The organism is Herbihabitans rhizosphaerae, from assembly GCF_004216555.1.
Classification (GTDB): domain Bacteria; phylum Actinomycetota; class Actinomycetes; order Mycobacteriales; family Pseudonocardiaceae; genus Herbihabitans; species Herbihabitans rhizosphaerae.
Genome location: NZ_SGWQ01000005.1, coordinates 319,577 through 336,640 on the forward strand (window position 1 = coordinate 319,577; position 17,064 = coordinate 336,640).

The 17,064-nt window shown below is 69.3% G+C and carries 19 protein-coding genes; 11 read left to right on the forward strand and 8 right to left on the reverse strand.

Annotation, left to right across the window (positions count from 1 at the left end; genetic code table 11):
* Positions 1–37 precede the first annotated feature (37 nt).
* Complete coding sequence (locus tag EV193_RS17615; RefSeq protein ID WP_130345221.1) at positions 38–1,405, forward strand: 3-oxoacyl-ACP reductase; 1,368 nt, start codon at positions 38–40, stop codon at positions 1,403–1,405.
* A gap of 6 nt (positions 1,406–1,411) precedes the next feature.
* Positions 1,412–2,278 carry a MaoC/PaaZ C-terminal domain-containing protein gene (locus EV193_RS17620; RefSeq protein WP_130345222.1) on the forward strand — a complete coding sequence of 289 codons (867 nt, stop codon included), beginning with the start codon at positions 1,412–1,414 and terminating at the stop codon, positions 2,276–2,278.
* A 59-nt stretch (positions 2,279–2,337) separates the two neighbouring features.
* Here EV193_RS17620 and EV193_RS17625 read toward each other — a convergent pair whose 3' ends face one another.
* Entirely contained in the window at positions 2,338–3,348 is a 1,011-nt protein-coding gene (locus tag EV193_RS17625) for a zinc-dependent alcohol dehydrogenase family protein (protein ID WP_130345223.1), read from the reverse strand.
* 80 nt (positions 3,349–3,428) lie between these two features.
* Here EV193_RS17625 and EV193_RS17630 point away from each other — a divergent pair, with 80 nt between their 5' ends.
* The gene (locus tag EV193_RS17630) at positions 3,429–4,034 is read left to right on the forward strand and encodes a winged helix-turn-helix transcriptional regulator (protein ID WP_130345224.1); all 606 of its coding nucleotides are present in this window, start codon (positions 3,429–3,431) and stop codon (positions 4,032–4,034) included.
* A 6-nt stretch (positions 4,035–4,040) separates the two neighbouring features.
* Here the strand turns inward: EV193_RS17630 and EV193_RS17635 are convergent, their stop codons facing one another.
* Positions 4,041–4,850 carry an LLM class flavin-dependent oxidoreductase gene (locus EV193_RS17635; protein ID WP_130345225.1) on the reverse strand — a complete coding sequence of 270 codons (810 nt, stop codon included), beginning with the start codon at positions 4,848–4,850 and terminating at the stop codon, positions 4,041–4,043.
* 52 nt (positions 4,851–4,902) lie between these two features.
* On the opposite strand from EV193_RS17635, the gene EV193_RS17640 reads away from it, so the two are divergent.
* Entirely contained in the window at positions 4,903–6,081 is a 1,179-nt protein-coding gene (locus EV193_RS17640) for a winged helix DNA-binding domain-containing protein (protein WP_130345380.1), read from the forward strand.
* On the opposite strand, the gene EV193_RS17645 is transcribed toward EV193_RS17640, so the two are convergent.
* Positions 6,078–6,743 (reverse strand): TetR/AcrR family transcriptional regulator, encoded by a 666-nt coding sequence (locus tag EV193_RS17645; RefSeq protein WP_130345381.1) that lies wholly within the window; start codon positions 6,741–6,743, stop codon positions 6,078–6,080. The two genes, EV193_RS17640 and EV193_RS17645, sit on opposite strands and share 4 nt — an antisense overlap.
* Before the next feature lie 104 nt (positions 6,744–6,847).
* Here EV193_RS17645 and EV193_RS17650 point away from each other — a divergent pair, with 104 nt between their 5' ends.
* Positions 6,848–7,504: an SCP2 sterol-binding domain-containing protein gene (locus EV193_RS17650; protein ID WP_130345226.1), complete on the forward strand. Its 657-nt coding sequence runs from the start codon at positions 6,848–6,850 to the stop codon at positions 7,502–7,504.
* Between the two features lie 31 nt (positions 7,505–7,535).
* Positions 7,536–8,186, forward strand: a complete 651-nt coding sequence (locus EV193_RS17655) for an SCP2 sterol-binding domain-containing protein (protein WP_242613461.1) — start codon at positions 7,536–7,538, stop codon at positions 8,184–8,186.
* On the opposite strand, the gene EV193_RS17660 is transcribed toward EV193_RS17655, so the two are convergent.
* Positions 8,183–8,818, reverse strand: coding sequence for a TetR/AcrR family transcriptional regulator (locus EV193_RS17660; RefSeq protein ID WP_130345227.1), 636 nt, complete (start codon positions 8,816–8,818; stop codon positions 8,183–8,185). The genes EV193_RS17655 and EV193_RS17660 overlap by 4 nt on opposite strands.
* A gap of 122 nt (positions 8,819–8,940) precedes the next feature.
* On the opposite strand from EV193_RS17660, the gene EV193_RS17665 reads away from it, so the two are divergent.
* The 3 genes from EV193_RS17665 (at position 8,941) to EV193_RS17675 (ending at position 12,224) form a co-directional block, all read left to right on the forward strand.
* Entirely contained in the window at positions 8,941–9,792 is an 852-nt protein-coding gene (locus EV193_RS17665; RefSeq protein WP_130345228.1) for a poly(ethylene terephthalate) hydrolase family protein, read from the forward strand.
* A gap of 74 nt (positions 9,793–9,866) precedes the next feature.
* Positions 9,867–10,973 (forward strand): serine hydrolase domain-containing protein, encoded by a 1,107-nt coding sequence (locus EV193_RS17670; protein WP_130345229.1) that lies wholly within the window; start codon positions 9,867–9,869, stop codon positions 10,971–10,973.
* A 42-nt stretch (positions 10,974–11,015) separates the two neighbouring features.
* Positions 11,016–12,224 carry a pentapeptide repeat-containing protein gene (locus tag EV193_RS17675; protein ID WP_130345230.1) on the forward strand — a complete coding sequence of 403 codons (1,209 nt, stop codon included), beginning with the start codon at positions 11,016–11,018 and terminating at the stop codon, positions 12,222–12,224.
* Here EV193_RS17675 and EV193_RS17680 read toward each other — a convergent pair whose 3' ends face one another.
* A complete protein-coding gene (locus tag EV193_RS17680) occupies positions 12,225–12,767 on the reverse strand; it encodes a cupin domain-containing protein (RefSeq protein WP_130345231.1) in 543 nt (180 codons plus the stop codon).
* Positions 12,768–12,820: 53 nt separating this feature from the next.
* On the reverse strand, positions 12,821–13,444 hold the full coding sequence (locus EV193_RS17685; RefSeq protein ID WP_130345232.1) for a TetR/AcrR family transcriptional regulator: 624 nt from the start codon (positions 13,442–13,444) through the stop codon (positions 12,821–12,823).
* A gap of 99 nt (positions 13,445–13,543) precedes the next feature.
* Here EV193_RS17685 and EV193_RS17690 point away from each other — a divergent pair, with 99 nt between their 5' ends.
* Entirely contained in the window at positions 13,544–14,260 is a 717-nt protein-coding gene (locus EV193_RS17690) for an SDR family NAD(P)-dependent oxidoreductase (protein ID WP_130345233.1), read from the forward strand.
* A 3-nt stretch (positions 14,261–14,263) separates the two neighbouring features.
* Here the strand turns inward: EV193_RS17690 and EV193_RS17695 are convergent, their stop codons facing one another.
* Entirely contained in the window at positions 14,264–14,722 is a 459-nt protein-coding gene (locus tag EV193_RS17695) for a MarR family winged helix-turn-helix transcriptional regulator (protein ID WP_207222684.1), read from the reverse strand.
* 79 nt (positions 14,723–14,801) lie between these two features.
* Here EV193_RS17695 and EV193_RS17700 point away from each other — a divergent pair, with 79 nt between their 5' ends.
* Entirely contained in the window at positions 14,802–15,602 is an 801-nt protein-coding gene (locus EV193_RS17700; RefSeq protein ID WP_130345234.1) for a hypothetical protein, read from the forward strand.
* A 46-nt stretch (positions 15,603–15,648) separates the two neighbouring features.
* Here the strand turns inward: EV193_RS17700 and EV193_RS17705 are convergent, their stop codons facing one another.
* The gene (locus EV193_RS17705) at positions 15,649–17,061 is read right to left on the reverse strand and encodes a dihydrolipoamide acetyltransferase family protein (RefSeq protein ID WP_130345235.1); all 1,413 of its coding nucleotides are present in this window, start codon (positions 17,059–17,061) and stop codon (positions 15,649–15,651) included.
* Positions 17,062–17,064 lie beyond the last annotated feature (3 nt).

Genomic DNA, 17,064 nt, shown 5'->3' on the forward strand with positions numbered 1-17,064 from the left:
TGAGTAGTATTACCACGAGTAGGGAGGCGTGAACGACATGACCGACAGGTACCAGCAGTTCGCCAAGTCCGGTGTTGGCAAGTTGCTCGTCAGCCGTCTGGGGCTGCCGAACCCGACGCCGCTACGCCGATACAAGCCTGGGAAACCACCACTCGATGGTCCCGCGCTGTTGGGCGCGGCGCCAGGCGGGCGACTGGTCGACGGCCTCGGCGTGACACTCAAGTCCGCCGGCGTCGACGTGCTCACCGAGCCGCTGCCGGCGGCACCCGAGGGCAAGCCGTCGCCCAAGTACGGCGCCCTGGTGTTCGACGCCACCGGGATCTCCAGCCCCGAGCAGCTGCGCGAGCTGTACGACTTCTTCAACCCGGTGATCCGCAACGTCGGCGCGTCCGGCCGGGTCGTGGTGCTCGGCACGCCGCCGGAGTCGGCGGCCGGCACCGGCGCGCTGATCGCCCAGCGCGCGCTGGAGGGCTTCACCCGTTCGGTGGGCAAGGAGCTCAAGCGCGGCGCCACCGTGCAACTCGTCTACGTCGAGCCGGGCCACGAGAGCGACGTCGAGTCCACCCTGCGGTTCCTGCTGTCCGGCAAGTCGGCCTACGTCGACGCGCAGGTGATCAGGATCGGCCAGAACACGGCCGGCAAGGTCGTCGAGCCGAAGAACTGGGAGCGTCCGCTGGAGGGCAAGGTCGCACTCGTGACCGGTGCCAGCCGCGGTATCGGCGCCGCGATCGCCGAGGTGCTCGGGCGCGACGGCGCGCACGTCGTGTGCCTGGACATCCCCGCGCAGGGCTCGGACCTGTCCAAGGTGGCCAACAAGGTCGGCGGCTCCACGCTGCAGCTCGACATCACCGCGGCCGACGCGCCGGCCAAGCTCATCGAGTACTTCACCGAGCGGCACGGCGGGCTGGACATCGTCGTGCACAACGCCGGCATCACCAGGGACAAGAAGCTGGCCAACATGAAGGACTCGGGCTGGGATTCCGTGCTGTCGGTGAACCTGGCCAGCCAGCTCAAGGTCAACGACGCGCTGATCGAGGCGAAGACGTTGCGCGCCAACGGAAGGATCATCGGCGTCTCGTCGATCGCCGGTATCGCGGGCAACGTCGGGCAGACCAACTACGGCACCAGCAAGGCCGGCGTGATCGGCATGGTGAACGCCTACGCGCCGATCCTGGCCAAGCAGGGCGCCACGATCAACGCGGTCGCGCCCGGGTTCATCGAGACGAAGATGACCGCCGCCGTGCCGCTGGCCACCCGTGAGGTCGGCCGCCGGCTGAACAGCCTGTCGCAGGGCGGGCTGCCGATCGACGTGGCGGAAACCATTGCCTGGTACGCGAATCCGGCGTCGACCGCGGTCAACGGCAACGTCGTGCGGGTCTGCGGCCAGATGATGCTGGGAGCGTGATCACCGATGCCCACGCGTGAGCTGTCGTCCACGCCGAACCTGGTGTCGCTGTTCGGAAAGGCGGCGCTGGCGAACTTCACCCGGCGCGGCGGCGGGGGCGGCGCGACGCTGCCGGACACCGCCTACGAGCAGGCCGGGATCACGATCGACCCCGCGCACCTCGCCGCGTACAACCGGCTGTGCGAGTTCCGGCTGTCCGACGATCTGCCGATCACCTACCCGCACATGTTCGCGTTTCCGTTGCAGGTCAAGCTGATGACCGACGACGACTTCCCGTTCCCGCTGATCGGGTCGGTGCACCTGGCGAACCGGATCACGCAGGGCCGGCCGCTCCGTGTGGGTGACACGCTGGACGTGAAGGTGCGCGCGGAGAACCTTCGCCCGCACGACAAGGGCCAGCAGTTCGACATGATCAGCGAGGTCTTCGTCGACGGGAAGCCGATCTGGGTGGAGCAGAGCACCTACCTGCGGCGCGGCGGCTCGTCGGCGAGCAACGGCAAGCCCGCCGAGAAGGAGGAGCGGCCGCCGGCACCCGAGCCGACGGCGATCTGGCGGGTGCCCGACGACATCGGCCGGCGGTACGCCAAGGTGTCCGGCGACCACAACCCGATCCACCTGCATCCGTTGACCGCCAAGGCATTGGGCTTCCCCAAGGCGATCGCGCACGGCATGTGGACCAAGGCGCGCAGCCTCGCCGCGTTCGAGGGCCGGCTGCCGGCGGCGTGCAGCGTGGACGTGAAGTTCAAGACGCCCGTGCTGCTGCCGGCCAAGGTCGGCTTCATCACCGAGCACGCCGACGACGGCTGGACCTTCCAGCTGTTCGACGCGCGCAAGGGCAAGCCGCACCTGGAGGGCACCATCACCGCCGGCTGACCGCGAGTTCCGCGCCCTGCACCGGCGAGTCCCGCGCTCTGCACCGGCGAGTTCCGCGTTCAGCCGAATGTCAGCAGCGGTTTCTCGTGGCCCGGCAGTTCGGCGGCACGGGCGGCCTCGGCTGCGGCGTCGAGGCCGAACGGCGTCCCGGCCGGAATCGTGAGCGCGCCCGTGGCGGTGAGGCCGACGACCTCGCCGAGCGCTTTCCCGATCCGGTCCGGGGCCGCCGTGGTGAGCCATCGGTAGAGCCAGAACCCGCGCAGCGCCTTGGTTCCGAAGATCAGGTCGGGCGCGGCCACGGGGAACCGCAGCGCGGCCGGGTCGGCCTGCCGGTGCGAGGACAGCGCGCCGTAGACGACCTGCTCACCACCGGCGGCGAGCGCGCCAAAGACCTCGGCGCCGACATCGCCGGCGAGGCAGTCGATCGCCTTGCGCAGCTCGCCGCCGCCGAGCGCGGCGAGCCGCGCCGGCAGGTCCTCGTCGGCCGTGCAGATCACCTCGGTACCGCCGAGTGCCCGGATGTCGTCCACCGCGTCGCGCCGCCGCACGACGTTGATCGTCCGGAACCCGACGTGATTCGCGAGCTGGACGACCAGCCGTCCGACGGTGGACGTGGCCGCGGTCTGCACCAGCCACTCGCCGTCGCCCATGGCCAGTTCCTCGGTGACCAGCAGCCACGCCGTCAGCGGGTTCACGGTGAGCTGGGCGGCGGCCGAGTCGTCGATGCCGGCGGGGATCGTGACCGCCTGGTGCACGGGAGCGACGACGTACTCCTGCCACGTCCCGGTGACGCCGACGGTCACCACGCGATCGCCGATCCGACTCGCCGCGACGCCGTCGCCGGCCGCGACCACGGTGCCCACACACTCGAGGCCGAGCACGGCCGGGAACTCCGGTCGCAGCGGGTAGCGCCCGCGGATCATGTGCAGGTCGCTGGCGTGGATCGGGGCGGCGTGCACTCGCACCAGGACCTCGCCGGGGCCGGGTTCGGGCACCGCCTTCTCGGTGACACGTAAGACATCGCCGGGTTCGCCGGTCCGCCCGGCCACCACCGCTCGCATCGTCGTCATGACTCCACCTTTCCTGAGTGCTTTAAAAAGTAAAGTACTCAATCGCTTGAAAAAGTCAAGCGCGGGGGTATCGTCGAAGCATGCGCTCCTATGGCCAGTTCTGCGCGGTGGCACGCGCTCTCGACGTGATCGGTGACCGGTGGACGCCGCTGATCGTCCGTGAGCTGCTGCTCGGCCCGCGCCGGTTCACCGAGTTGCAGCGCGGCCTGCCCGGCATCGCGACCAACCTGCTCGCGACCCGGCTCACGACCGCGCAGGAGCAGGGCATCGTGGAGCACGACGGCGCGGTCTACCGACTGAGCCCCGACGGCGAGGCGCTCCGGCCGCTCATGCGCGAGGCGGTTCGCTGGGGCATGCGCCACATGGGTGAGATCGGCGAGGACGACGCCTTCCGCTCGCGGTGGCTGGTGCTCGCCCTGCGGGTGTTGCTGACCGCGCCGGACGGCACCCGGGCGACCGTGCTCATCGAGTCCGGCGACGAGCCGATCGTCGTCACGGTGCGGGACGGCCGGCTCGACGTCGATCTCGGTGACACGGACAGCCCCGACGCCGTGGTCGGCGGGCCGCCGGACGCGGTGCTCAACTACCTCACCGGCGCGATGTCGCTCACCGCCGCGCGCCGGCACGGCGTGCGGATCACCGGTGACCGGAAGGCCGTCGCCGCGCTGCGCACCGAAGAAGGCTGAGCGAGTTCACGAGCCGGCCGGGCCGTCGCGGAGCACGCCGCGCACGGTGTCCACCGACACCGCCTCGTGGTCGAACTCGGCCAGCCACCACGTGGCACCGGCGGCCGCGTACGGCGCGAGGTCGGTACCGGCGGGCAGCCCGACCGCGAAGTCGTACGGCGCGGTCGGGTCCTCCCGCAGCTCGGTGACCGCCGCGACCGCCTCGGCGAGCTGGTCCGGGTGGCTCAGGTTCACCGGGAAGAAGCCGTCCACCCGCGCGGCCCGCCGCCGCGGCTTCACCTTGCCGGGGAAACCGGCCGCCCACACCGGCACGCCGGGCCGGCGCACCGGCCGCGGCAGGAACCGCATACCGTCCACGGTGTGGTGCTTTCCGTTGTGCCACACGGGTTCTCCGCTCCACGCGGCGGCCAGGACGGTCAGCGACTCGTCCAGCATCTCGGCGCGCAGGCGATCGTCGACCTGCTCGCCGGTCGCGGAGAACTCCCGGCCGAACCGGTCGCTGCCGAGCCCGACGCCGAGGATCAGCCGCCCGTCGCCGAGCCGGTCCAGCGTCGCGGTCTCCCTCGCCACCTTCACCGGCCTGCGGCGGGCCAGCGGCGTGACCATCGGGCCGAACCGGATCCGCTCGGTCGCGCTGGCGATCGCGCCGAGAATGATCCACGGGTCGGCCACCTCGACGACAGGCTCCTGCCAGTTCACGTGGTCCCACACGAAGAAGCCGTCCCAGCCGGCCTCCTCCGCCTCGGCGGCGAGCCGCACCACCACGGACGGGTCGGCGAGCTGGTCGAACAGTGGCAGCCATAACGCGGAACGCATGCGGGAACTATATGGCTGTCGTGGTCACCCCATAGGCTGACGAGCCGTGCGAATGTTCACCGTGGAACAACGCCGCGCCCGGCTCGTGGCGCGGCACCGGCTTGCCCCGAGCACCCGTGCCGACGACCCGGTGGACGTCGTGCGCTCGGTGCTCGCCCTGCACGGCACCGACCCGGCGTCGGTGTACCTGCAGGTGTTCGCCAGGAGCCGCGAGCCGAGCGCCGGCGCCCTGGCGACGGCGATCTACGACGACCGCCGGCTGATCCGCATGCTCGGCATGCGCCGCACGATGTTCGTGGTGGACCGCGCGCTCGCCCCGATCGTGCAGTTCTCCTCGTCCGACGCGATCGCGGTGAAGATCCGCAAGGGGCTGGTGCGGGAGATCGAGCAGGCCGGTGTGGTCGATGGCGACGTGAGCGCCTGGCTCGCCGGCGTTGAACAGTCCACAGTGGACGCTCTGGCCGAGCGCGGTGAGGCCATGCCCGCCGACCTGGTCGCCGATGAGCCGCGACTGGCCACGAAACTGTTGATGGCGCAGGGAAAGCCGTACGAGGCGGTCACCAACATCACCAGCCGGGTGCTGAACGGCCTGTCCGCCGAAGGCAAGATCATGCGTGGCCGCCCGCGCGGCTCATGGGTCTCCCGACAGTCCGCCTGGTCCACCACCGAGGCGTGGCTCGGCGCGCCGCTGGACGAGATCGACGCCGACTCCGCCAGGGTCGAGCTGCTGCGCCGGTGGCTGGAGCGGTTCGGCCCGGCCACGATCACCGATCTTCGCTGGTGGACCGGCTGGACGGCGGCCCAGGTGAACAAGGCGCTGGCCCCGCTCGCGCCGGTCGAGGTCGACCTGCACGGCACTCCCGGCGTGGTCCTGCCGTCCGATGTGGACAGTCCACTTGAGACGGTCGACGAGCCGGCGGTGGCACTGCTGCCAGCGCTGGACCCCACACCGATGGGCTGGAAGGAGCGTGGCTGGTTCCTCGGCGATCACCAGGAACCGCTGTTCGACCGCAACGGCAACATCGGCCCGACGATCTGGCTGGACGGCCGGATCGTCGGCGGCTGGGCGCAACGCAAGGACGGCGAGATCGTCACCCGCCTGCTCGAGGACGTCGGCACGGACGTGACCGCCGCGGTGCGCGCCGAGGCGGAGCGGCTGGCCGTGGCGATCGGCGAGATCCGGTTCACCCCGAGCTTCCGCACCCCACTCGAGAAGGAGCTGTGCGGCTAGCTTTCCGGGTGCGTCGGCGTCCAGACGTTGCCTTCCATCAGATCGCCAAAGCCCATCCAAACGAGATTCATCGCGCGGGTGGCGAGCACCCGCGCCGGGATGTCGGGGTGGTCGAGCCACCAGTCCGCCAGTGACTCGCACGCGCCGACCAGTGCCGCCGCGTGCGCCTCGGTGCCCTTGCGCGCCTGGGAGTCCATGCCCTCGCTGCTCGCCGTCTTGGTGAGCAGCGCGTCGATCAGGGTGATCGCGCGCGCCCGCATCTCCAGCAGTTGCCGGCTGAACGGGCCGCCGGCGGAGGTGGCCTGCCGGTGCAGCACCAGCCAGCTCTCGCGGTGATCGTCGACGTAGCCGAAGAACGCGTCCAGCCCGTGCCAGAGCTGCATGTCCGGGGTCAGCTCGGACCGCACGCCCTTGCTGATCGCCTCCATCAGGCCGATCGCCTCACGCCGGATGCACTCGGTGAACAGGTCTTCCTTCGCCCCGAGATAGGCGTAGATCATCGGCTTGGACACACCGGCGACATCGGAGATCTCGTCCATCGATGCGTAGTGGTACCCGTGCTCGGAGAACACCCGCACGGCGGCGTCGAGGATCTGCCGCTCGCGCACCTCGCGCGGCAGCCGCCTGGAGCGCTCCGGGCCCCGTCGTCGATCGCCATCCACGCTCACGATCTTCCTCCCGCTGTCCGTGGCACGTCAGCCGAGGTCCCTTGCCAGTCTACCTACTCGAACGTAGCCTTACTCCGGAGTAGGTAGCGGAGGTGCACATGTCCAACGGCAGCCCCGACGTGGAGGCGATCGGCAAGCTCGACCCCGGTCAGCTGATCGAGTTGCTCGAGCGGTTGGACCCCGCCGCCGAGGCCATTCGGAGTATCGACCTCGATGCTATCGCCGCGTCGATCGATCCTACGAAGATCCGCAAGGAGGAGTTCGTCCGGCTGATGGCCGCGCTGCACCGGCTCACCGCCTCCGGCGCACCGGTGGACCTCGGCTCGGTCACGCCCGAGGTGTTCGCCAGGCTGATCGCCCGCGCCTCCAAGGATCAGATCGACGGGCTGCTCGAACGCCCCGAACTGCGCCGGCTCGTACTCGACGAGATCTTCCTCAACAGAATGCCGGGCCACCTCAGGAAAGATCGCGCGGAAAAGGTGCGCGCGGTGGTGAACTGGCGCATTTCCGGCGGTGACGGAGAAGGCGGCTGCGACCGGTACGAAATGGTCGTGGACGGTGGTGTGTGTACGACGCGAGCCGGCTACGCGGAGAACGCGCGCGCTACGATCACGATATCCCCGGTCGAGTTCATCAAGCTCATCACCTCGAACGCCTCGGCGCCGGTGCTGTTCATGACCGGAAAGCTGAAGGTACGCGGCGACCTGGCATTCGCGGCCGGGCTGACCGGCCTGTTCGATCTTCCGCGCGCTTGACAACGGCCGGCCTTCTGGTTTCCATTCCGGTGTGAACCAACGGCGGGCCACAGTTCGAGGGCTCTTCGCTCGCATCAGGCCGCGACAGCAGGCCGATCCTCCGGCCGAGGCGGAGTCCGCGCAGGTCGAGGTGCCCGAGCTGGACGCGTTCGCCAGGCGGATCGACTTCTCGAAGCTGAGTACCAAGCAGTTCGTGCAACTGTTGGACGCGCTCGACATGCTCGGCAAGACCGGCGCCGGATTCGAACTCTCCACGATGCGCACCGAAACGTTCGTGTGGATCATCTCGCAGGCGTCCACCGAGCAGCTCGACGCTTTGATGGCGAAACCGAACCTGCGCCACGTGGTGTTCTCCGAGATCTTCCGGAGAATGAGCGACCACGTCCGTCCGGAGAGCGGAACGAACGAGCAGGTCGTCGTACACTGGCGGTTTTCCGGCGGCACCGGTGACGATGGATTCGATCGGTTTCAGACGGTAATCGACAAAGGCTCGTGCAAATCCACCATGATCCAGGATCTGGACCCGAGAGCGACACTGACGCTGACTCCGGTAGATTTCCTCAAGGTGGCCACCGGGAATGTCAACGCCACCCTGCTGTTCGTCAAGGGCCGGGTGAAGGTGCGTGGCGACATCCCGTTCGCCGCCAAGTTCGCCGACTACTTCGACCTACCGCACCCCTAGCGCAGGTCGACCAGGCCGTGCAGCACCATCCTGGTCATCTCCTCGACCACGGCGTCGATCGGCGGACGCGGCTCGATGACCGTCCAGTCCTGCATCATCCCGTTCACGGCGCCGATGAACGCCGCGGTGCTGAGTGAGAACTCGCGACGCTCGATCTCCCCGCGGTCGGCCGCCTCCGTGAGCGTGTCGAGGATGAAGTCCGACCACTGCCGCCGGGTGCCGATCCGATGTTGCTCCACGGCCCGGCTGACGCCGATGATCTCGACGTACGCGACCCGCGCGCGACGAAGATCGCTCGTGGTCGAGCCGAGGTAAACCCGAAGCAGGCGCGGCAGCCGGCTGACGTATCCCTCGTCCGGGTGGTCTCGCAAGGTCGCCTGCAGCGCGTCGGCCGCGTCTGTCTGGACCGTGTCGTAGACGGCGAGCAGCAGCGCCTCGCGGTCGGTGAACTCCTCGTAGAACTGGCGGGTGGACAGGCCGGCGACGTTCGCCAGCCGCGCGACCGAGGTGGCCGCGAACCCGACCGTGCCGAACAGTTCGAGCCCGGCGTCGATCAGGCGCCGGCGGCGGTCGGCCCGCCGTTGTTCGACCGAACGGCCCCCGTAGGTGCGTTTCGGCGCTGTCTCGGTCATCGCAACCACGCTAACAGCCGTTGGTGACGGTATGTGCGCACACGGATTGCCACGTGCGGTCACTCTGGCTACAGTGATCCAGCCCACTCTGAAACGCTGTCGTTTCACAACTTGGAGAGATCATGATCAAACGGTTGTGCGTCCCCGTCGCCTTGGCCATCGCGGCGACGGCACTGGTGCTGCCGGTGGCCACCGCGGCTCCAGCCCCGCCCTCGACGGTCGCCGACGTGCCGCCCAGCTTCTACGAGAAGCCGGGACCGTCCGCCGTGACCGTCGTGAAGGGCGGACCCGACCACACCCTGTTCTACCCGACCGACCTCGGCGCCGGCGGCACCCAGCACCCGGTCCTGATCTGGGGCAACGGCACCGGCGTGGACACCAAGCCCTACGACTCCGCGCTGCGCCACCTCGCCTCCTGGGGGTTCGTGGTGGCGGCGGCCAACACCAAGCGGTCCGGCTCGGGCAAGGAGATGCTCGCCGGCGCCAGGTTCATGATCGAAGAGGACAAGCGCCCCGGCAGCGTGTTCGAGGGCAAGATCGATGAGACGAAGATCGGCGCGGCCGGCCACTCCCAGGGCGGCGGTGGCGCGATCAATGCCGGCGCGGACCCGATGGTGAAGACGACGATCCCGCTGCAGCCGGGGCCGCAGGGAACCGTCGGCGCGCTCAAGGGTCCGGCCCTGTTCGTCGCGGGCCAGGTCGACGTGATCGTGCCGTCCTGGTTCGTCCGCAGCCGCTACTCGCAGGCGGGCCACGTTCCGGCGGTCTTCGCCGAGTTGAAGGGTTCCGACCACTTCTTCCCCGGCGAGACCAGGGTGCGCATGGTCGGCGTGGTGACCGCGTGGTTCCGCTACTGGCTGTCCGGCGACCAGCAGGCCAAGAGGATCTTCTTCGGGCCGGACTACTCGCTCGGCGCGGACCCGGCCTGGTCGGCCACCGCGCGCAACGCCAAGGCGGAACAGATCGCCCGCTGACGGGAGTCAGCTCTACCCCGTTGGTGGTGGCCGGCCGACTGACAACTGGCCGGCGCGATCGAGATCGTGGCGGCATGCGGAAACTTCTCGTGCCCGTCGCCGTCCTCGTGGCGGCGATCCTGCCCGTCCCGCTCGCGACCGCCGAGCCGGCGCCACCGGACCTGGACGCAGCCCTGCGCCAGGTCACCGCCGACGGTTACCCCGCGGCGGCGGCATATCTCCGGCATGGGGACCAGGTGAAGCAGGCCGCCGACGGAGTCGCCGACCGTGAGACCGGCCGGCGCGCGCACGCTGAGGACAAGTTCCGGATCGCGAGCAACACGAAGGCGTTCACCTCGACGGTCGTCCTGCAACTCGTGGACGAGGGGCTCCTCGCGCTGGACGAGCCGGCGCGACGGTGGCTGCCCGACGAGCTGCCGTTCGACGTGACCGTGCGGCAACTGCTCAACCACACCAGCGGCGTGTACGACCCGACTGACGAGCCGTCGTTCTGGGAGCCGTATCTGGGTGAGCACGGCAATCGCGGCTACGTGTACCGGCCGCGCGACATCGTGGCGCGGGCGGTCGCGCACGGGCTGAACCCCGGGCACGGCACGAAACACGACTACTCGAACACCAACTACCTGATCGCCGGCATGCTGATCGAGAAGGTGACCGGGCGGCCGGCGCACGTGGAGATCAGCGACCGGATCATCGGCCGGCTCGGCCTGCGAGACACCGAGATGCCGCGCCTCGACCCGTTCCTGCACGGGCGGCACCTGCACGGGTACGGCATGGACGGCAACGACCTCACCACGTTCAGCCCGTCCTACGACTGGACGGCCGGCGCGATCGTGTCGACCGCGCGGGACCTGGCGACGTTCCACCGCGCGCTGTTCGCCGGCAAGCTGCTTTCCCCTGCGGCACAACGGGAACTGCTGACCACCGCGCCCACCCCGATGGGCGGTTACGGGCTCGGTGTGGAGCAGATGACCGCGCCGTGTCCCGGCGGGCCGCGGCTGTGGGGCGCGTTCGGCGCGGGGCCGGGCTACCAGTCCATGTCGTTCACCACGCTCGACGGGTCGAAGCAGCTCGTGGCGGTCGGCACGATCTTCGACATCGGCCGGGAGGTCGCGCACGAGCCGCCGGCTCCCGAGGGCCCCGGCATGTTCGGCTTGATCAAGGCGGCGTTCTGCCCCTGACCACTATCGTGTGACCCCGATCTGGGGAACGCGGAGGGGTCAATGGACAAGTGGGCCGTCGGCGTACTGACGGCCGTGCTGTTGGTCGCCGTCGTCGCCGGCCGGCTGATCCGGAGCGGCTCGACGCATTGGTGGCTTCCGTTCAGGGCGGACGACTCGCCGGGAGTGGACCGCCGCATGGCGCGGTCGGTGGTCCTCTGGCTGCTGATCGCCGTCGTGGTCGGCTCGGCGGCCGGGCTCGGGCTGCTGGCGGTTCTCGGCTGGCCGAGGCTGCCGAAGTCGCCGGAGTTCACCTCGGCGCAGATGCTGGACCTGCTGAAGATCGGGCTGGCGGTTGTCGCCGGATTCGGCGGTGTCGTCGCGCTGGCGGTGACCTATCGCAAGCAGAAGGTGGCCGAGGAGGGACACCGGCTGTCGCTGCGGCAGGACGAGCGCGAGGGTACGAAGCTGTTCAATGAGCGGTTCGGCGCGGCCGCCGAGCAGCTCGCGCACGAGAGCGCGGCTGTGCGGCTGGCCGGTGTGTACGCGATGGCCGGGCTCGCCGACGACTGGGAGGACCAGCGCCAGACCTGCGTCGAGGTGCTGTGCGCCTACCTGCGGCTGCCGCGCAAGGTGGGCGGACAGCAGCCCGCCGGTGAGCCGGAGGTCGTCGGCACGATCTTCCGGGTGCTCCGCGACCGCCTCGCGGCGAGTGGTTTCAGCGACTGGAAGAACCTGGACTACGACTTCACCGGTGTGTCGTTCGAGGACGCGGACTTCTCCGGTCTCGAATTCAAGGGCCACGTGAAGTTTGATCAAGCGGTATTCACTGGCCACGCCGCGTCGTTCGCTGGAGCGCACTTTTCGGGCGAGCTGGGCTGTCAATTTGTGGGAACGTCATTTGAATGCGAAACTCTGGACTTCAACGGGGTCGTGATCGACGGCGCCGCCCGGGTTCAACTCCTTCGGATAGAACTGGCCGAAAACTCGTCGGTCGAATTCGCGGGATCGGCTGTAATATCCGGAACCCTGCTGTTCGCGGACAGCTCGTTCACGAACGTCAAGTTCTCGTTCACGAGAGTTCAGCTCGGCGCACAGGCCGAGTGGCACACTTCCGGCCGCGTCAGGATCAGCGACTGCGCTTTTGACGAATGTCGACTCGACTTTTCTGGCACCAGCCTTGAATTCGGCAGAGTTTCCATGGACAACCCCCGCATGCAGAACACCGAGGTGTCCGGTCTGCCGGCGGCGGTCTACCGAACACCTCAGTGATCAGGAGATCGCGCGGTACCCGAGCAGCCGCGCCGGCACCGACAGCGCCGCGCACAGTGGCAGGTACACCGGATACGGCGGCGCGGTGAGCCGCCATTCCTTCCGGAACCCGTACATCATCGCCATCGACTGCAGGAACGGCGGGCGCGGATTGCCGTGCCGGCCCATCTTGCCGTCCTCGACGAGGTTCCACATGGTCTTGAACATCTCTTCCGTGCGCATCGCCGGAGTGGTCCGCCAGACGAACCGTGCCGGCACGTCACCCGGATTCCACGCGGCGTGCGTCACCCTTTTCGGAATGTGCAGCTCGTCGCCGGCGTTGAGCGTTTTCTCCTCGCCGTCCAGAAGGAACACCAGCGTGCCTTCGAGCACCTGAAAAAGCTCAGTTTGGATTGGGTGGTAGTGCGCCGGCGGGCGGAGATCGCCCATCGGTCCGTAGGTCGCCTCCACCTCGAGGTACTCGCCGCCCGTGTCCGCACTGGTCTTGCGGAACACCATTGTGTCGGTATCACCCTGGCGGAGTGTGTCGCCCGTCTTGACCATGTCAGTCTCCGTGTGCGCCGCAGGAGATGTTCTCCTGAGTGGCGGTCAGCGTACTAGCCGAAGCGGCTGGTGAGCTGTCCTTCGGTGAGCGCGGGGACGTCGATCGGGTGGGCCGCCTCGGTGCGCAGCCCGTCCAGGAAGAACGCCAGGCACCGGCGCCACGCCTGGGGCGCGACGTCCATCGACTCGGTGATCACTCGGGACATGGCCCAGATCAGGGTGGCCAGGTCCGGCAGCTCGAAGTCCTCGCGCAGATCGCCGTTGTCCTTGGCGCGCTGGAGGATTCGGTCGATGTGCCGGAAGCCGCGGTGGCACGCCTCGTCGACCTCGGCCGGCACGGGGAACCGCTGCGCCAGCGCGTCGTTGAGCCCGCGGTCCTGCGCCTGCAGCGCGAACAGCCCCTCCACGAACGCCACGAAACCGTGCCACGGGTCGGGGTCGGCGATCGCCGCGTCGGCGATCCGGTCCAGTGCCGCCAGCCGCTCGGGGAAGATCGCCTCGTACAGCGCGTCGCGGGTCGGGAAGTGGTTGTACAGCGTGCCGATGCTGACGCCCGCGCGGCGCGCCACCTCCTCCAGCGGCGCGTCCAGCCCGCGCTCGCCGAACACCTCGGTCGCGGCGGCGCGCAGCTTCTCCCGGTTGCGGGCCGCGTCGGCGCGCAACGGTCTGGCGGTCATGCGCACAGTCTACTTACTTGAGGTCTCCCTCAAGTTCTGTGCTACGTTCGAGATGAAGTTGAGGGAGCCCTCGACTTACTGTCTCGAAAGGTGATCTCCATGTCCCACAACGGAAAGCGGGCCGCCGTTATCGGCGTCGGCCCTGGTCTCGGCATGTCGATCGCGCGCCGCTTCGGCCGTGAGGGGTACTCCGTCGCGCTCGTGTCCCGGTCCGCCGACCGGCATCCGGGGTACCTCTCCGAGTTGGCCGGCGCCGGTGTCGACGCCACCGCGTACGCGGCCGACGTGTTCGACGCTGAGCAGTTGACGTCGGTGCTGGAGGAGATCGGCACGCTCGACTTCGCGTACTACGGCCCGGGCTCGGTCGACCCGGTGAATCGTCCGGTGCCGATCACCGAGACCGACTCGGCGGCCGTGCGCGAGGCGATGCGCGGGGTGTACCCGGCGATCGACCTGGTCGGCGCGGTCCTGCCCGGCATGATCGAGCGCGGTGACGGCGCGCTGCTGTTCGCCGGCGGGCTGAGCGCCGTGCTGCCGATGCCGGAGTTGGGCAGTCTCGCGGTGCTCTCGGCGGCGCTGCGCAACTACGTGCTGACGCTCAACGCCGGGCTCGCCGACACTGGGGTGTACGCCGGCACGCTCACCATCGGCGGGCTCATCGAGCGCGGCGACATCCACAAGCTCGTGCTGTCCCAGCCGGATCTGGTCGGTGGCGTGCCGCTCACGACGCTCGACCCGGACGAGATCGCCGACGCGGCGTGGGACCTGGTCGGCAAGCGTGATCGCGCGGAGGCGACGTTCAGCGTGTTCGGCTGAGCGTCAGTCGACCATCTCGTCCAGCTCGGCCTCCAGCGCGTCGTCGATCTTGGTGAACGCCTCGGCGATCAGCCGCAACTGGTCGTCGTCGTAGTCGGACAGCGCGGCGTGCCACCGTTTCAGCAGCGGGGTGAACACCGGCGCGACGTGCTCGCGGGTGTGGGTCGGCCTCAGCTTCACGAGTACCCGGCGGCGGTCCGCGGTGTCGCGCACGCGCTGGACGAACCCGCCGGCCTCGAGCCGGTCCAGTGCGGTGGTGATCGACGCGGTGGTCAGGCCGGTCTCGCGCGCCAGCTCTCCCGCGGTGCGCGGACCGGCCTGTAGGAACTGCAGGCAGCGCAGGTCGGTGGTGTTGATCCCGAGCAGCCCCGCCGCCGTCTGGCTCATCTTCGTGGTGAGCACGCTGGTGCGCTGGATCAGGTCGGTGATCGCGTTGATCAACGCGCCACGGTCGCTTGACACGGGCAACTTCCCTTGGTTCTCTGATATCTAGAAGATCTAACTATCAGGTTGTCGAACTGAGGCTACCCCGGAGGACCCTATGTGGCTCAAACGCGCGCGAAAACTGTCCATCCCACTGATCGTGCTGGCCGCCGCCGCACTGCTGACCACGTCGTCGCAGGCCGCCGCCCACCCGCTCACCGACTACGAGGGGCGGTGGAACTACGACCTGCCGGACTTGTCCACCAACAAGAACATCGCGACGCTCGACGTCGGCGGGACGGTGCTGCGCGTGCCCCAGGTCGGCGACATCGTGCTCACCTCGGCGGACGACGGCGGCGTGATCGGCCGCACCGACGTCGGCTGCACCTGGCGGTTCGCCAGGAAATCGGGCGCACTGGAGCTGGACCCGCCCAACCAGCGCTGCTTCAACCCCACCTTCCGGGTGTCGTACACGATCACTCGCTGGACGATCGCCGGCACCGGCCGGCACGCCAGCGAGTCGCTCGTCGCGATCAGCCACCAGCCCACCGGCGACCGGCCGTTCATCCTGGAGAACGGCGCGCGCACGAAGGCGCCGGAACACGATCCGCACGCCACCCGCGACTTCACCGGCCGATGGCGGTACGAGTCGCCGGAACAGGGAGAAATCGCGATCACCCGGGACTACGGAAACCGGATCACCGCACACGAGGGCGGCTGCACCTGGGGTCTCGTGGCACGCGGAGGCACCGCCCGGCTCGACCCGCCCGCGCAGTCGTGCACCACGCCCGCCGGCCCGATCGTGCTGCGCCTGTGGACCATCGCCTCCGACAGCACGCGCCAGGTGACGAGCCGGGTGGGCACCGACGCGCAAGGCCGCGACTTCTCGGTGAGCGGCGCCCTGAATCGGATCCGCTGACCGAACGGGCGGGACCGTCCACAGTGGACGGTCCCGCCCGTCGTGATCAGTAGAGGATCGCGGTGGCCGGGTCGGCGAGCAGCGCGCCGACGTCGGCGAGGAACTGCGAGCCCTGCTGGCCGTCCACCACGCGGTGGTCGAAGCTCAGCGAGAGCTGGCAGACCTTGCGCACCATGATCTCGCCGTCCACCACCCACGGCATGTCCCGGATCGCGCCGAACGCGAGGATCGCCACCTCACCGGGAGTGATGATCGGCGTCCCGGTGTCCACGCCGAACACGCCCACGTTGGTGATCGTGAACGTGCCGTTCGCCATGGCCGCCGGCGTCGTCTTGCCCTCGCGGGCGACCGCGGTGAGCTGCTCGATCGAGTCGGCGATCTGGCGCAGCGACATGCCGTCCGCGTCGCGGACCTTCGGCACGATCAACCCACGCGGCGTGGCCGCGGCGATCCCGAGGTGCACGTACTCCTTGTAGACGATCTCCTGCGCGGCCTCGTCCCAGAACGCGTTCACGTCCGGAGTCCGTTGCACCGCAAGGCAAACCGCCTTCGCGCAGAACGCCAGCGGGGTCAGCTTCACGTCGCGGAACCGCGGGTCGTTCTTCAGCTTGGCGCGGAACTCCATCATCGGCGTGACGTCGACGGTGAGGAACTCGGTGACGTGCGGCGCGGTGAACGCGCTGCTCACCATGGCCGTCGCGGTGTGCTTGCGCACGCCCTTGATCGGCACCCGCCGCTCACGTGCCGCCGCGTCGTACCCGGTGTCCACAGTGGACGGTTCGGGCGCTCCGGAGGCGGCCTGTTGGACCGCGTCGCGGGTGATCACGTCACCGTTGACGGCCAGCGCGCGCAGGTCCACGCCGAGGTCCTTTGCCAGCTTGCGCACCGGCGGCTTGGCCAGCGGCACGTACCCGCCCGGCTCCATCAACGCGGCCGGGGTGTCCGGCACGACCGGCGGTGGCGGCGGGGACTCCGGCGCGCTGGCCGGACCCTGCTGCCGCTCGAACGCGGCCTGCACGGTCGACCGCGCGACGGTGGCTCCACCATCCGAGGCGGCCGCGGCGGCCTTGCGCGGGCGGCGCTTGGCCTGGACCGCCTTGGAGCCGTAGCCGACCAGCGGTTTCATCTCCTCCTCGCCCGAGCCGGCCTCCGCACTGTCCGAAGTGGACGGTGTGGCGGCAGCCGGTGCGGGTGCGGGCGCGGCGGCGCCACCCGGGTCGGTGTCGATGGTCAGGATCGGCGTGCCGACATCGACCGTCTGACCCGGCTCGACGTGCAGCTCGGTCACCACACCCGCCCACGGGCAGGGCAGCTCGACGGCCGCCTTGGCCGTCTCGATCTCCACGATGATCTGGTTGACGGTGACCTCGTCGCCCGGCTGAACATGCCAGGACAGGATCTCCGCCTCGGTCAGCCCCTCCGCGGTATCGGGCAGGGGAAAGCTCTTGAAGGTAGGCATCAA